The sequence below is a fragment of the uncultured Dysosmobacter sp. genome, assembly GCF_947631635.1.
GTDB lineage: Bacteria > Bacillota > Clostridia > Oscillospirales > Oscillospiraceae > Oscillibacter.
The window spans coordinates 1-15263 of sequence record NZ_CANRMB010000021.1 but is presented as its reverse complement, the minus strand read 5'-3'; the positions used below and the strand labels follow the sequence as shown (position 1 = coordinate 15263).

Here is a 15263-nt window from a genome sequence, read left to right as displayed (position 1 = left end):
TGCTCCCGCTCTTGTTTCATTTATGGGATCTGTGAGAATGCGGCGGACGGTGCATGGCCTGTCAAAAAAGCCGAAAAGTCCGCTGGTTCACCAAGAACCATATCCCGTTTCTGCAAAACGATGATCCGCTCCGCCCAGGTGAGTACAAAGAGGTCCTGCGTCTCGACAATGTGGTCCAGAGCGGAATAGGGAACGGTTTCCGCTTCAGCGGCTGTCATTCCATCCGCTGTAAACCGCACCCGCGCAGATGGTGCGTCATCGAAATGCACCAGCAGCTTATGGGCGGCCCTGTCAAAGCCGGAGGGACGTTTCCGGCTGCGCCATAGACAGGCGATGCCGGCTCCGGTGGAAAACACACCGGCCAACAGCGGTACAAACAGCTCCTGCGGTTCCATCAGCCCCGGCACCAGCAGAAAGATCCCCAACAGCAGCAACGCGATGCCGTATATCCGGCACCGGACACGGCGCTTGCGCAGGGCCTGGACGGGCGCCTTTTCCCGGTTGTTGAGACGGTCGGTGTACGTCCACAGCTTTGGAAGCGCTTTCCTTGAGCGCAGCTCGGTGTGCTTCTCCAGCGCCTGGCTCACCTGGGGAACAAGGTCTGGTTTGTCGTAGGGAGAGATCTGAAACACAAATTCCAACCATTTCACCTCTTTCTGCTGCGGTCGCGCTGAATCACACAGACAGTATAGCAGGCAAAATGGTTGGAATTTGTGAACAATCCCTTAAATCTGGAAAGGAAAACAGCGGCTCACAGCAGCGTGATCCCGGCCTTTTCGCAGGCCTCCACGGTGTCCTTGTCCCACAGGCTGGCCTGGACCTCGCCGATGTGGCAGGTGCCCAGCAGCAGCATGCACAGCCGGGACTGGCCGATGCCGCCGCCGATGGACTGGGGCAGCTCGCCGTTCAGCAGCATCTGGTGGAAGGGGAGCTGGCGGCGGTAGTCACAGCCGGCAGCAGTCAACTGACGGTCCAGGGCGGCGGCGTCCACCCGGATGCCCATGGAGGAGACCTCAAACCGGCGCTCCAGAACGGGGTTCCACATCAGGATGTCGCCGTTCAGATCCCAGTCGTCATAGTCGGGAGCGCGGCCGTCGTGCTTGATGCCGGACTTCAGCGTCTTGCCGATCTGCATGAGGAACACGGTGTGGTGCTCCCGGCAGATCGCGGTCTCCCGCTCGTTGGGGGTCAGGTCCGGGAAGCGGTCCTCCAGCTCCTGGGTGGTGAGGAAGTACACCTCCCGGTCAGGCTTGAAGGTCAGGACGGGGAAGGCGTTCCGCAGGGCGGTGGCGGTGTCGCAGATGCAGCCCACGATGTCCTGCACGGTGTCTTTCAGATACTGGACATTGCGGTTCTGGGGATCGATGTGCTTCTCCCAGTCCCACTGGTCCACATAGATGGAGTGGAGATTGTCCACCTCCTCATCCCGGCGGATGGCGTTCATGTCGGTATACAGGCCGGTGCCCAGCTTGAATTCATAGCGCTTCAGCGCCAGACGCTTCCACTTGGCCAGGGAGTGGACCACCTGCCCGTCGGTCCCCACGTCGGGAATGTCGAAGGACACGGGGCGCTCCACGCCGTTCAGGTCGTCGTTCAGGCCGGTGCGGCCGTCCACGAACAGGGGGGCGGAGACCCGGTGGAGGTTCAGGCGGACCGTCAGGTTGTGCTGGAAGTCCGCGTGGATCAGTTCGATGGCGCGCTGGAGCTCGTTGTTGGTCAGCGGCATACGGTAGCCGGCGGGGATCGTCAATTTGCTCATGCTTCAAAACAGTCCTTTATTTAAATTTTTCGGCAAGACCGCGGAAAAGCGGCGCTGCCGGAAGCGCTAGAAAAGCAGGGAGAGAACAGCAGGGGTGACATAGGCCTCCACCACGGCGGAGACGGCCAGCAGGGGGATCAGCACCAACAGCAGCATCCGGGAGATCAGCACCAGGCAGTCCCAGACATGGAGAGCGGAGGAATCCCTGCGGCAGCGGCGGGTGAGCTGTCCGCAGACATACAGGCCCATGGCAAAGGCCAGGACCAGAGCCGGAAGCTCAAAAATGCCGTGGGGCACGATGGCGGCCAGATAGCCCAGCATGGAGACGCCCTCGGACAGATACCAGGCCGCCAGGATGCCAAGGAGCATGGCATTGATGCCCAGCGCCATGGCGGAAAGGTAGAGGAAGGGGATCAGTCCGTAGACCATGGTGAAGGCACAGGCCCGCAAATTGTTGGAGAACAGTCCCAGGGCGGAGAGCGAGCCGTCCTCTTCCACGACATGCAGGCCGTCCATGGCGTCCAGCACCAGCTTTACCAGCTGCGTCCGGAGGTCCGGCAGGAACATGCAGAGGGCAAAGGCCAGAACAGCCAGCAGGGGAAAGGCGATGGCGGTGCGCTTGACCTCGCCGTTCAGACCGTTGTGCCAGGCGTTTTTCAAACCGTCAAATTGGTATTGGAGGAAATCCCTCATGCCTTCAGCTTCTCCATACCCAGCCGCAGGCGGCGGAGGGTCTCATCCTTACCAAGGATGTGGCACAGCTCCACGGCGCCGCCGGGGGTCACCAGCTTGCCGGCCACGGCGATGCGGACAGGCCACATCAATGTGGCGTTCTTCACGCCCAGCTTCTCAGCGAGGCCGATCAGCGTGTCGTGCACCTGGTCCATGGTCCAGTCAGAGATGCCCTCCAGGGCGGGAACGGCCTCTTCCAGCATATGCAGGGAGACCTCGGAATTGGTCTTGGATTTTTTGTTGGTGAAGAATTCCACATCGTAGTCCGGCACAGCGTCGAAGAAGTCCACCTTTTCGGGGATGTCTGTCAGCTTCTCGCACCGGGCCTGGAGCAGGGCGGCGATGGCGGCGGGATCGATGGCGGGATTCTTCACGGTCTCGCGGATATAGGGCTCCGCCGCTTGGGCGAATTCCCCGGCGGGCAGCGCCCGGAGATAGGTGGCGTTGAAGTAGGTCAGCTTGTCGATGTCGAAGATGGCGGGGGATTTGGAGATGCCCGCGATATCGAAGGCATCCACCAGCTCTTCCAGGGAGAAGATCTCCTGCTCGCTGCGTTCGCCCTTGGGAGCCCAGCCCAGCAGGGCCACATAGTTCAAAATGGCGTCCGTCAGATAGCCCTGGGCCTTCAGATCCTCGTAGGAGGGGTCCCCGTGGCGCTTGCTCATCTTGTTGTGCTGGTCCCGCATGACGGGGGAGCAGTGGACATAGGTGGGGATCTCCCAGCCGAAGGCCTCATACAGCAGGTTGTACTTGGGGGCGGAGGAGAGATACTCGCTGCCCCGGACCACATGGGTGATGCCCATCAGATGGTCGTCCACCACATTGGCGAAGTTGTAGGTGGGCAGGCCGTCCCGCTTCAGCAGCACCTGGTCGTCCAGGGTCTTGTTCTCCACGGTGATGTCGCCGAAGCTGACGTCGTGGAAGGTGGTGGTGCCCTCATGGGGGATGCGCTGCCGGATGACGTAGGGCTTTCCGGCGGCCAGATTGGCGGCGACCTCCTCGGCACTCAAATCCCGGCAGGGGTCGTCGGCCCGGTCAAAATTCCCGGAGTCCTCCTCGGATTCCGTTTTTTCACAGAAGCAGTAGTACGCCGCGCCCTTCTCCACCAGCAGTTCGGCGTATTTGCCGTACAGCCCCCGGCGCTCGGACTGAATATAGGGACCGGTGGGCCCGCCCACATCGGGACCCTCGTCGTGGGTGAGGCCGCATTCGGCCATGGTGCGGTAGATGACGTCGGTGGCGCCCTCCACCAGGCGGCCCTGGTCGGTGTCCTCGATGCGGAGGATAAAGGTGCCGTCCGCGTGGCGGGCGATCAGCCAGGTATACAGCGCGGTGCGCAGGTTGCCCACGTGCATATAGCCGGTGGGGGAGGGGGCGAACCGCGTGCGGACCTTCCCCTTGGGGATGCGGGCCTCCATCTCCTGGAAAAATTTCATATCAAGTGCCATGAAAGTACCTCCATGAGAGAATTTTTACACAATATAACAAATTACATTATCGCTTTTCAAAGGCGGATTGTCAAGGCGTTTTTCAGGCCAAAGCAGAGAGCGGCTGTCTGCGGTCAGAGGACAGACCGACGGGGCTTGGGCTGTCAGACGTGCTTTGAAAAGCGGTGCTTCCCGCTTGCCGGAGGGATATATTCACAGGAAAGTGATTGCACTTTTCAGAGTACCGTGATACAATATAAAAGTTAAATTGCCGCCTGATACCTTTGGCGCCGGCGGCGTTGAATATTGAGGTGCGAATCATGGAAAACGTAGTACAGAAAAAGAGAATCCTCAGCGGGATCCAGCCCTCCGGCGACCTGACGCTGGGCTCCTATTTGGGCGCTATTAAGAACTGGGCGGCTCTGGCCGATGAATATGACTGCTATTACATGCTGGCGGATATGCATACCATCACCGTGCGGCAGGTGCCGGCGGACCTGCGCCGCCATACCCTGACCCAGGTGGCGGCCTACATCGCCAGCGGCCTGGACCCGGAGAAGAACGTGCTGTTCGTCCAGTCCCACGTTCCCGCCCATGCCCAACTGGGCTGGGTGCTGGACTGCTACACCATGTTTGGTGAGCTGTCCCGCATGACCCAGTTCAAGGACAAGTCCGCCAAGAACGCGGACAACATTAACGCGGGCCTCTTCACCTATCCGGCCCTGATGGCCGCCGATATCCTGCTGTACCAGGCGGACCTGGTGCCCGTGGGCCACGACCAGAAGCAGCATGTGGAGATCTGCCGGGATATCGCCAACCGCTTCAATGGCATCTACGGCGATGTGTTCAAGATCCCCGAACCCTATATTCCCCAGGTGGGCGCCCGGGTCATGAGCCTGACCTCACCGGAGAACAAGATGTCCAAGTCCGACAGGGACCAGAACGGCTGCGTTTACATGCTGGAAAAGCCGGAGGACATCATGCGGAAGTTTAAGAAGGCCGTCACGGACTCCGACGCCTGCGTCCGCTTCGACCCCGCCGGAAAGCCCGGCGTGTCCAACCTGATGCAGATCTACTCCGTGGCCACCGGCAAGAGCTTTGAGACCATTGAGGCGGAATTCGACGGCCGGGGCTACGGCGATTTCAAAAAGGCCGTGGGAGAGTCCGTGGTGGAACTGCTGCGCCCCATCCGGGAGGAGACCGAACGCCTGCTGGCGGACAAGGCCTACCTGGAGAGCGTATACCGCGCCGGTGCGGAGAAGGCGTCCTATGTCGCCAACCGCACGGTGAGCAAGGTCTATAAAAAAGTCGGGTTCCTGGCGCGCTGACGGAGGAGAAGCATGTTGGTATTTGAAAGTCAGCTGATCGCCTATGTGCTTCTGGCGCTGCTGGTGGCGCTGGTGGTCAGCTTCCTGATGACGCCGGTGGTCAAGACCTTTGCCTATAAGGTCGGCGCCATCGATGTGCCCAAGGACGCCCGGCGGATGCACAAGGTGCCCATCCCGCGGCTGGGCGGTCTGGCGATCTTCATCGGCTTTATGGTCAGCATCCTGCTGTTCGTGCGTGTCACGCCGGAGATGAAGAGCATCCTCCTGGGGGCTGTGATCATCGTGGTGCTGGGCGTGGTGGACGATATCATGGCCCTGCCCGCCATGTTCAAATTCGTGGTGCAGATCGTGGCGGCGGCCATTCCAGCCACCCACGGCGTGGTCATCCAGGCGTTCTCCAATCCCAATATCTTCTCGGAGAACCTCTACTGGGTGCTGGGCTGGCTGTCGATCCCCGTTACCATTTTGTGGATCGTGGCCATCACCAACGCGGTGAACCTGATCGACGGTCTGGACGGCCTTGCCAACGGCGTCTCCGCCATCTCCGCCACCACGATGCTGGTCATCGCCCTGATGGCGTCCGAGGCGCAGGTGGCCATCGTCCTGGCGGCGCTGGTAGGGGCCTGCGTGGGCTTCATGCCCTATAACCTGAACCCCGCCAAGATGTTCATGGGGGACACCGGCGCCACCTTCCTGGGCTATATCCTGGCCACCATGTCCATCCAGGGCCTGTTCAAGTACTATGCGGTCATCTCCTTCGTGGTGCCCTTCCTGATCCTTGGCCTGCCTATTTTCGACACGGCGTTCGCGTTCATCCGCCGCATCGCCCACGGGCAAAGCCCCATGCACGCCGACCGGAGCCACATCCATCACCGGCTCATCGACATGGGCCTGAACCAGAAGCAGGCGGTGGCGACGCTGTATGTGATCTCCGCCATCCTGGGCCTTTCCGCCGTGGTGCTGACCACCGGCGGCGAGCAGAAGGCCATGCTGTTTTTTGCGGCGCTGTGCATCGTGGCGGTGGTGGCCGCCCGGGTGGTGTTTCCCAAGGAGGTCCGGGAGGAGCTCCATGAGGAGCTGGAGGAGCTGAAGGAGCTGGGCCATCATGAGCCGCCGGAGGAAGAGCCGCCGGAGAAAGGTGAGGAACCGTAAATGGACAAGCTGCGTATCATGAGCGTCTTCGGCACCCGGCCGGAGGCCATCAAAATGTGTCCGTTGGTGCGGGAGCTCTCCACCCGGCCGGAGATCGAGAGCCTCTGCTGCGTCACGGCGCAGCACCGCCAGATGCTGGACTCTGTACTGGAGGTCTTTGATCTCAAGCCGGATTGGGACCTGGACATCATGACCCCCCGGCAGACCCTGTCCACCATCACCAGCAAATGCCTGCTGGGGATGGACGGGGCCATCGACGCGCTGAAGCCGGATATGATCCTGGTCCACGGCGACACCTCCACCACCTTTGCCGGAGCGCTGTCCGCCTTTTACCATCAGGTGCCGGTGGGACACGTGGAGGCCGGATTGAGAACGTATGACAAGTATTCTCCCTTTCCAGAGGAGATGAACCGCAAGCTGGTCTCCACCATTGCGGACCTGTATTTCTGCCCCACAGTGAACAACCGGGACAACCTCCTGCGGGAGGGGATCAGCCAGGGGGTGTTCGTCACCGGAAACACGGTGATCGACGCCTTAAAGACCACGGTGCGGGAGGATTACCATTTTGCCACGGAGGAGCTGAACCACCTGCCCTACGGGGAGAGGAAGATCATCCTGGTCACCTGCCACCGGCGGGAGAACTATGGGAAGCCGATGAAGCACATCATGCTGGCCCTGCGGCAGATCGCGGAGCAGCACACGGATGTGGAGCTGGTGTATCCCGTCCACTTGAGCCCGGTGGTCCGGGAGGCGGTAGACGCCTATCTGCGGGGGGCGCCCCGGGTCCACCTCATCGACCCGCTGCCGGCCGACGAGATGCACAACCTGATGGCCCGCTGCTATATGGTCATGACGGACTCCGGCGGATTGCAGGAGGAGGCGCCCGCCCTGGGCAAGCCGGTCCTGGTCCTGCGGCGGGAGACGGAGCGGCCCGAGGCTGTGGAGGCCGGTACAGTGAAGCTGGCCGGTGTGGTGCAGGACGATATCGTCACCATGGCGGAACGGCTGATCTGCGACCGAGAGGCCTATGCCAGAATGGCCCACGCCGTGAACCCCTACGGCGACGGCAATGCCTGCCGCCGGATCGCGGACGCCATCCTGTGGCACTTCGGCAGGGGAGAGAAGCCCGCGGATTATCAGGCGTAAACAGCCGGGAGAGGAGGCAGGCATGGACAAGCGGAGATTGAACCGGATCACCTTGGCCCTTGTGGCGCTGATGGTGCTGGCCGCCGCCCTGATGCTGTGGAGCAGTCTGCGCCGCTCCTCCCATATCACGCTGCCGGAGCCGGGGCCGGACCCGGACCAGCTGACGGAGGGCGACGCCCCCGGCGGCGACCTGCCGACGGTGGTGGCCGTGACGCCGGAGACGGTCCAGGCGGCGGTGGAGACACTGACCCGGCCGGAGTCATACAGCCGCGCCGTGACGGTGGAGCAGTTTTGGAATGGCGGCAGCGGTACTTACGAGGTCACGGTGGCTGTCAGAGACGGCTGGACTCGAACGGACCGCACCCTGCCGGACGGACGGATACGCCACGCGGTCACCAACGGGGAGACGACACATATCTGGTATAACGACGAGAAAAGCGTCTATACCGTGCCCGCTGGGGATATTTCAGCGGACAATGAGCAGACCATTCCAACCTATGAGGATATCCTCCGTTTGCAGACGGCGGATATCACGGAGGCGGATTACCGCACGGTCTCAAATGTAAACTGCATCTATGTGGAGGCAGGAGAGCTGCCGGAGGGGTATGTGTTTCGGTACTGGGTCAGTGTGGACACCGGCCTTCTGGTCGCGGCGGAAAAGCTGCTGGAAGGGGAGACCGTCTACCGGATGGGGGCGCTGACTGTGGATCAGGAGGCGCCTGACGCGTCGAATTTTACACTGCCGGACGGAACAGCCCTGCTGAATGGATAAGGGGGCGCCACCGCCCTTTGTATAATCAAATAACTTGAAAAGTGGTAAACCCACTTTTCAAGTGTCACAGCGCATATGCGCTGTGACAGGCCGCGAAAGCGGCCTTGATTTAGATTTCATAGTCATTAACTGTGCGCTTCGCGCACAGCGGGCATTGCCCGCTTGAAAAACAGCTTTGCTATTTTTCAAGTTCATTGACTATATCAGGACATGCGGAAGGGACAGATCTTTCGATCTGTCCCTTCTTTCTCTGTCTATTCGAGGGCTGCTGAAAAAGCGCTCCCCATGTGCACGGAGACCGGCGGGGCACACAAATAGGGCCGTGATTTGGATTCCCGTGGGACTGTCTCAACTAATCAGCGGGGGTCCCGCTGTCCGAGAGCTGAAATTCAAAAAACTGACAGTACTGGGCCAGATCCCGGGATCTGCCGCTGCCGGCAAAGGGCTGATAGGGATAGCGGAGGGGAGAGCGGTCCCGGTAGAAGTTCACAATGCAGTTGTGGTTGTAATAAGCATCCGGGGCGCTTAAATCCAGCTCCGAGAGCTGAAGGGAACAGACAAACAGACAGGTCCGCTCCTTGGCCCCGGCAGGAAAGCTGTACCTGGCCCGGATTCTGGTCTCCTCAAAGGGACCGGTGAAGTAGTTGTCCAGGGTCTCCATCTGTTCTGTTACGGGAACCGTCGTCCGGTGCGTAACGCCGCCCTTTTGATAGGTCAGGTAGCAGGCGCCGTCCCAGCGGGTGACGCCGGAGTCCCGGAATTCCGCCAGGTTCTGCCAGTAGAGGCTGATGGCGTCGTCATATTCCGCCAGCACATAGAACCGGGCCGTGCCGTCCCCCAGATAGACCATGGTGCCGGAGGCGGTGAAGGGATGGCCGTCCATCTCCATGTCATGCCTTTGGTCAGAATCATTGGGCCGGAAGACACAGGCGGAGGCTCCCGCCAGCTTTTCCAGCTCTTCCGGAGGCAGGTAGTCCAGCATTTCCCGGGGAAAACCCAGGTCCAGCAGGCGGTCCCTTGTGGAAGCGGCCTCCGGGGAATCGAGGGTTTGCCGGATCGGCGTTCCCGAAAGCCGGATGTGGCCGAAAAAGAAACTGCAAAGCAAAATCACAACCAGCAGGGAGCTGTAGAGCAGTCCCTGAAACCGGGCGGAGCTGATCTTCACAGGAGCCGCGTGCACAGCGTATCCCCAGTCATCCAGCTCCGCGGCAGCCTTGGTCAGGGAGCGGATGATGCGGACAAAGGCGATCATCACCGCGCCCCACACGAGCCATCCCGGCTCCGGCCAGGCCAGCCCCAAAAAGAGGATGACCAGATACCATACCATCGCCCACAGGGCGGGGTCCCTTCTGGAGGTCCGGCCCAGCTCCGCGGCGGCTCTCCGCAGGGCCTCCCGGAGGGAGAGGAACAGCAAAAAGGTGGCGGCGGCCTGCAAAATCGTGCGGGAGACAGGGAAAATATCAGCATAGGGCGTGGCGTTCAGCACCAGATTGATAGAAAGTAAAATAACTTTACAGATACTGCAAATAAACCCGAATTGGAACCACCGATTGTTGTTCCGCAGCGCCCGGAAGCCCAGATAGAGGTTGACGGTGCCAATGGCAGGCAGGATATATTGCAGGCAGGCGAAATTCAGCGTGAAGCAGGTCAGGCAGAGGCCCAGAACGATGCGGTCAATGGCCGTCCGCCAGGGCGTCACCGCCCGGACGGCCTCCGGGGGGAGTTCCGTCATGGATTCCGCCAGCTCCTGGTCAAAAGCGTCCCATTCCCTCATGCGTCGTCACCTCCCAGTTCCTGCCGGAGCCGCTGGCGCAGCCGGTAAAGGCGGCCCTCCGCGGCCCGCTCCGTCATGCCCATCTCCGCCGCGATCTGGGCGGTGGATTGCAGGTAGTAGTATTTTCGGTAGAACAGCTGCTTGTCCCGTTCGCCCAGGCGGGCGATGGCGGCTTTCAGCTGTTCGGCCCGCTCCCGGCGCAGGACCGCCTGCTCCGGGGTGTCGGGAGCAGATGCCTCAGCCTCAGAAGTATGGGTGTCCCGCCGGTGGAGGGCTTTCCAGTGATTCAGCGCGGTGTTCCGCGCCACGGCGGTGAGCCAGGCGGAGAGACCGCCCTTGGACGGGTCATAGCTGTCCAGCTTCTGCCACAGCGCCAGGGACACCTCGGAGAGGCAGTCCTCCGCGTCCGGGCCGTCCCGGAGGACGCCGCCGATGACATACCGCAGAAGGGGACCGTACTGCCGCAGCAGCGCCTCCATCCCGTCTGCGCGGTCGGACGACAGACGGGCCAGCAGGTCCGCGTCGGTCATGGGCATCGCCTCCTCTCGAAAAATCTGATTTCTATCCTATTATACAACCAAAACCGGAAAAACCCACAAAAAAGATCCAGGCGGCAGTTCTGCCGCCTGGGTCCATAATGCTCGCGTCTGTGTGGAATTTTGAAATGCGCTGCACTTACCGGCAGTCCGCCAGATCCTTCAGGAAGGCGTCGATGGCGCTCTCCGGCGTGGCCCAGCTGGTGACGAACCGGACGCAGGTGTGGTCCGCGTCCACGGCATCCTGGGCCTCAAACGCATAGCCCCTGTCCTCCAGCCTGCGGATCACGGCATTGGGCAGAACGGGGAACTGCTGGTTGGTGGGGGAGGCCACCGGGAAGGGATAGCCCAGGGCGGCAACACCGTCCCGCAGGCGGAAGGCCATCTCGTTGGCGTGGCGGGCGATGTCAAAGTACAGACCGTCCTCCAGAATAGCCTGGAACTGGATGCCCAGCAGACGGCCTTTGGCCAGCATGGCGCCTCGCTGCTTCATGTGCCAGCGGAAATGGGCCTTGGGCATCTTGTTGGACAGCACCAGGGCCTCGCCGAAGAGGAGGCCGTTCTTGGTGCCGCCGATATAAAACACGTCGGTCAGCGCGGCGATATCCTCCAGCGTCAGATCGTTCTCCGGGGAGGTGAGGGCGGAGCCAAGCCGGGCGCCGTCCAGGAACAGGTACAGGCCGTGCTCGTCACAGCAGCGCCGCAGGGCGGTCAGCTCCGCCTTGGTGTAGATGGTGCCGATCTCGGTGCTGTCGGAGATATACACTATGCGGGGGAGGACCATGTGTTCGTCGGGATGGGCCTTCACCACGGACTCCACCAGGGCGGGAGTCAGTTTGCCGTCGGGGGCGAAGGCGGTGCAGACCTTGTGGCCGGTAGCCTCGATGGCGCCGGTCTCATGGACGTTGACGTGTCCGGTGTGGGCGGCGATGACCGCTTCATAGGACTGCAAAAACGCGTTGATGACCACCAGGTTGGCCTGGGTGCCGCCCACCAGGAAGTGGATATCGGCCTCCGGCGCCTTGCAGAGGTCCCGGATCAGCGCGGCAGCGGACTGGCAGCGGGGATCCCTGCCGTACCCCACGGTCTGCTCCAGGTTCGTGTCGGTCAGGGCTTGAAGGACCTTGGGATGGGTGCCTTCGCTGTAATCGTTGCGGAAGCTGTACATCATGTTTTACCTGCTTTCTAAAAATATTTTACCTGTTTTCCAAAAGTAACAAAATTAATTTCTAAAATGTAACAGTTTTGCTGTTGAAATCATACCGCATTTCCTGTATAAATGCAAGGAGAGGAAAAAGTTCTCGTAAAATTTCGGAGAACTGGAAATACTGATAGGGCAGCGGGAACCTTTGAGCGGCCCAGGCCGTCTGGATAGAAGAAACAAATAGGGGAGAGGACTATGAAAAAATGGATGACAATGGCGCTGACAGCTCTGCTGCTGACAGGCCTTTTGACCGCCTGCGGCGGCGAGAATGGGGAGAGCGCGGACGTAGACGTGGATCTGGAGAAATTCTACGCGGACGTGTAGGAGGCCTACGGCTGGGGCGACGGCTATATGACGGACATCGAGGGAGAGATGCTGGACAGCTATTACCCCGGCCTGAAGGATATCCCCACGGAGCAGTTCGTGGCAAAGATGCCGATGATGAGCTCCGTGGTGAATGAGATGGTGTTCATGCAGTGCGAGACCGAGGACGACGCGGCCCAGGCCGCCGCGATCCTGCAGGACCGCATCAATGTGCAGGCGGGAGGCGGAGCCTGGTATCCCGAGTCCATGGAGGCGTGGAGCCGCGGCATCGTCATCCAGCAGGGGACCTATGTGTGCATGGTGGCCTCCGCGGAGCACCAGGACGAGATTTCCGGGGGATTCAATCAGAAATTCCTCTGATCCCCACCGCAGGACAGCCGCAGCTTGGCTGCGGCTGTCTTTATGACTGATCCAAAACGGGAGGAAGCAGATTTGATCTTCAGCAGTTTGACATTTCTTTTCGCATATCTGCCGCTGACACTGGCGGTCTATTTTCTGGCGCCTCTGCGGTGGCGGAACCTGGTCCTGCTGCTGGTCAGCCTGTTCTTTTACGGCTGGGGCGAGCCGGTGTACATTCTCATCATGCTCCTCTCCATCGCCATCGACTATACCCATGGCCTGCTGGTGGAGAAATACCGGGCCGACGACAGAAAGGCCCGGTGGTTCGTGGGGCAGTCCGTGGTGTTCAACCTGCTGCTCCTGGGCTTTTTCAAATACTGGGACTTTCTGGCGGACAATTTGTTCCTGCTTGCGGGCATCAGCCTGCCGGAGTGCTTGACGCTGCTTGGCGTCACGGTGCCGCTGCGGAATATCCCGCTGCCCATCGGCATCTCCTTTTTCACCTTCCAGACCATGAGCTATACCATCGACGTCTACCGGAGGGACGCGCCGGTGCAGCGGAATATCGTCAACTTCGGCGCCTTTGTCACCATGTTTCCCCAGTTGATCGCCGGCCCCATCGTAAAATACAAAACGGTGGCAGCGGAGCTGGACCGCCGGACCAACACCGTGGAGTCCTTCGCGCTGGGCGCCCGCCGGTTCTGTGTGGGCCTTGCCAAAAAGGTCCTGCTGGCAAACTCCATCGGCGCGCTGTGGGAGACCTGTCTGGCGGCGCAGGAGGCCGGGACCCTGACCGCCGGCGGCGGCTGGATGGGCCTGCTGGCCTTTGGCTTCCAGATCTACTTTGATTTCTCCGGCTACTCCGATATGGCCATCGGCCTGGGACAGATCTTTGGCTTCCGCTTCCATGAGAATTTTGCCTACCCCTATCTCTCCGCCTCGGTGACGGAGTTCTGGCGGCGGTGGCACATGTCCCTGACCAGCTGGTTCCGGGAGTACCTGTATATCCCCCTGGGCGGCAACCGGGGCGGCACGGCCAGGACCCTGCGGAACATCCTGATCGTCTGGTTCTGCACGGGCTTTTGGCACGGCGCCAGCTGGAATTTCATCCTCTGGGGCCTGTACTTTGCTGTTTGGCTGATCCTGGAGAAGTATGTGTTCCACAGCGTGTTGGAAAGGACGCCTGCATGCATCAAGCATCTCTATACCCTGCTTGTGGTATTTGTGGGCTGGGGCATCTTCGCCATAGAGGACCTCGCCGTCTGCGGGAGCTACCTGGCGGCTTGCTTCGGCGCGGCTCCGGCCTGGAGCGCCGCCGACGGCTTCCGCCTCCGCAGCTACGCGGCCACCTTCCTGGCGCTGATCCTGGCGTCCACCACCCTTGGCAAGCGCTGCTGGCAGCGGCTGCCGGACCGGGCCCGGCAGGTCCTGACGCCTGTGCTGATGGCTTTGAGCCTGGTGGCCTGCACCGCCTATCTGGTGGACGGCAGCTATAATCCATTCCTGTATTTCCGGTTTTGAGGAGGGAAGCGGCATGACAAAAGCATACAGCCGGTTCCTGACGGCCTTTTTCTGCCTGTTTCTGGGAGGACTTTTGGTGTGGCACATCCTGCTGCCGGACCGGGAGAAATCTGAAACGGAGAACCGCACGCTGGCCCAGGCGCCGGAATTTTCCTGGGAAAGCCTGAAGAACGGCAGCTATACAGAGGCGGCGGAGGCGTATTTTGCCGACCAGTTTCCCCTGCGGGACAGCTGGACGGGCCTCAAGGCCCGGGCGGAGCAGCTGATCGGCAAGCGCGAATTCAACGGGGTCTATCTTTGCGGCGGCACGCTGATCTCGAAAGTGGAGACGCCGGACATGGAGCTGGTGGAAAAGAATCTGGACTATATCCGGCGCCTGGCGGAGAAAACGGATACCCCGGTATATCTGGGACTGATCCCCTCCGCGGCGGAGGTCTGGAAGGAAAAGCTCCCCGCTGGAGCGGAGAGCTGGGACCAGACAGGACTGCTGGAGAAAAGCGACATGGACTTCCGCACGGTGCTGGCGGCCCACGCCGAGGAACAGATCTTCTACCGCACCGACCACCACTGGACCACTCTGGGGGCCTATTACGGCTACACCGCCGTGATGGAGGCCCTGGGCAGGGGAGACGAGACGCTGGGTCCGGACGCGTTTGACCATCAGGCGCTTCCCTCCGTCGATGGATTTCAGGGGACGCTGTACTCCCAGTCCGGCATCCACTGGCTGGCGCCGGACACCATGGAGTTCTGGGTCCCGGAGGAGGGATTGACTGTCACCGCCTGGCGGAGCGGGGCCCCAGAGCCGGGGACCCTGTACGACCGCACCTATCTGGACAAAAAGGACAAATACTCCGCCTTCCTGGGCGGCAATCAGCCCCTGTGCGTTATCAGGAATGAAAACCGGCCGGACGGCGGCCGGCTCCTGCTGATCCGGGACTCCTATTCCGACGCATTGGCGCCCTTCCTGGCCCAGCATTTCTCGGAGGTCCATCTGCTGGACCTCCGGTACTACCGGGCGCCTGCCGCCCAATATGCCGCGGAGAACGGCATCGACGATATCTGTGTGCTGTACAGCGTCCAGAATTTCATCTCGGACCGGAATCTGGTCCTGCTGACACAGTGAAAGCGCAGGTGCAAAGCGGCGGCATCAGATCATGAAACAGGAGGTCAAGTGGGAGTGTCCAAAATAAAGATTTGATGATATAATAAGGGATATGAGGAAACAGACAAAAGAGGCATGGAAGAAATG

Annotated in this window: 15 protein-coding genes; 8 read left to right on the top strand and 7 right to left on the bottom strand. The window is 60.9% G+C overall.

The features are described 5' to 3' along the window. Positions 1-20 precede the first annotated feature (20 nt). The 4 genes from Q0Z71_RS11115 to gltX all read right to left on the bottom strand — a co-directional run bounded on the left by Q0Z71_RS11115 (position 21) and on the right by gltX (position 3939). Complete coding sequence (locus tag Q0Z71_RS11115; RefSeq protein WP_363316705.1) at positions 21-641, bottom strand: YcxB family protein; 621 nt, start codon at positions 639-641, stop codon at positions 21-23. Between the two features lie 110 nt (positions 642-751). Continuing rightward, positions 752-1759, bottom strand: coding sequence for an aspartate--ammonia ligase (asnA, locus tag Q0Z71_RS11110; RefSeq protein WP_298022432.1), 1008 nt, complete (start codon positions 1757-1759; stop codon positions 752-754). Positions 1760-1825: 66 nt separating this feature from the next. Further along, positions 1826-2452, bottom strand: a complete 627-nt coding sequence (locus Q0Z71_RS11105; protein ID WP_298022429.1) for a stage II sporulation protein M — start codon at positions 2450-2452, stop codon at positions 1826-1828. After that, positions 2449-3939 (bottom strand): glutamate--tRNA ligase, encoded by a 1491-nt coding sequence (gene gltX, locus Q0Z71_RS11100; protein WP_298022426.1) that lies wholly within the window; start codon positions 3937-3939, stop codon positions 2449-2451. The genes Q0Z71_RS11105 and gltX overlap by 4 nt, the downstream gene beginning before the upstream one ends. A 299-nt stretch (positions 3940-4238) precedes the next feature. On the opposite strand from gltX, the gene trpS reads away from it, so the two are divergent. Genes trpS through Q0Z71_RS11080 form a run of 4 tightly spaced genes read left to right on the top strand, consistent with a single transcriptional unit; the run spans position 4239 to position 8316 of the window. After that, positions 4239-5246 carry a tryptophan--tRNA ligase gene (gene trpS, locus Q0Z71_RS11095; protein WP_298022423.1) on the top strand — a complete coding sequence of 336 codons (1008 nt, stop codon included), beginning with the start codon at positions 4239-4241 and terminating at the stop codon, positions 5244-5246. 12 nt (positions 5247-5258) lie between these two features. After that, positions 5259-6398 carry an MraY family glycosyltransferase gene (locus tag Q0Z71_RS11090; protein ID WP_298022420.1) on the top strand — a complete coding sequence of 380 codons (1140 nt, stop codon included), beginning with the start codon at positions 5259-5261 and terminating at the stop codon, positions 6396-6398. Beyond that, entirely contained in the window at positions 6399-7544 is a 1146-nt protein-coding gene (wecB, locus tag Q0Z71_RS11085; protein ID WP_298022417.1) for a non-hydrolyzing UDP-N-acetylglucosamine 2-epimerase, read from the top strand. A 22-nt stretch (positions 7545-7566) separates the two neighbouring features. Continuing rightward, the gene (locus Q0Z71_RS11080) at positions 7567-8316 is read left to right on the top strand and encodes a hypothetical protein (protein ID WP_298022414.1); all 750 of its coding nucleotides are present in this window, start codon (positions 7567-7569) and stop codon (positions 8314-8316) included. Positions 8317-8668: 352 nt separating this feature from the next. Here Q0Z71_RS11080 and Q0Z71_RS11075 read toward each other — a convergent pair whose 3' ends face one another. The 3 genes from Q0Z71_RS11075 to Q0Z71_RS11065 all read right to left on the bottom strand — a co-directional run bounded on the left by Q0Z71_RS11075 (position 8669) and on the right by Q0Z71_RS11065 (position 11794). Continuing rightward, positions 8669-10090, bottom strand: a complete 1422-nt coding sequence (locus Q0Z71_RS11075) for a hypothetical protein (RefSeq protein ID WP_298022411.1) — start codon at positions 10088-10090, stop codon at positions 8669-8671. After that, on the bottom strand, positions 10087-10620 hold the full coding sequence (locus Q0Z71_RS11070; protein ID WP_298022409.1) for an RNA polymerase sigma factor: 534 nt from the start codon (positions 10618-10620) through the stop codon (positions 10087-10089). The genes Q0Z71_RS11075 and Q0Z71_RS11070 overlap by 4 nt, the downstream gene beginning before the upstream one ends. A 145-nt stretch (positions 10621-10765) precedes the next feature. Further along, positions 10766-11794 (bottom strand): low specificity L-threonine aldolase, encoded by a 1029-nt coding sequence (locus Q0Z71_RS11065; protein WP_298022541.1) that lies wholly within the window; start codon positions 11792-11794, stop codon positions 10766-10768. 231 nt (positions 11795-12025) lie between these two features. Here Q0Z71_RS11065 and Q0Z71_RS11060 point away from each other — a divergent pair, with 231 nt between their 5' ends. The 4 genes from Q0Z71_RS11060 to Q0Z71_RS11045 all read left to right on the top strand — a co-directional run bounded on the left by Q0Z71_RS11060 (position 12026) and on the right by Q0Z71_RS11045 (position 15137). Beyond that, positions 12026-12154: a hypothetical protein gene (locus Q0Z71_RS11060; RefSeq protein WP_298022407.1), complete on the top strand. Its 129-nt coding sequence runs from the start codon at positions 12026-12028 to the stop codon at positions 12152-12154. Positions 12155-12181: 27 nt separating this feature from the next. Beyond that, entirely contained in the window at positions 12182-12514 is a 333-nt protein-coding gene (locus Q0Z71_RS11055) for a DUF4358 domain-containing protein (RefSeq protein ID WP_298022404.1), read from the top strand. Positions 12515-12586: 72 nt separating this feature from the next. Next, on the top strand, positions 12587-14014 hold the full coding sequence (locus Q0Z71_RS11050) for an MBOAT family protein (RefSeq protein WP_298022402.1): 1428 nt from the start codon (positions 12587-12589) through the stop codon (positions 14012-14014). 13 nt (positions 14015-14027) lie between these two features. Continuing rightward, entirely contained in the window at positions 14028-15137 is a 1110-nt protein-coding gene (locus tag Q0Z71_RS11045) for a DHHW family protein (protein ID WP_298022399.1), read from the top strand. The last annotated feature ends 126 nt before the right edge of the window (positions 15138-15263 follow it).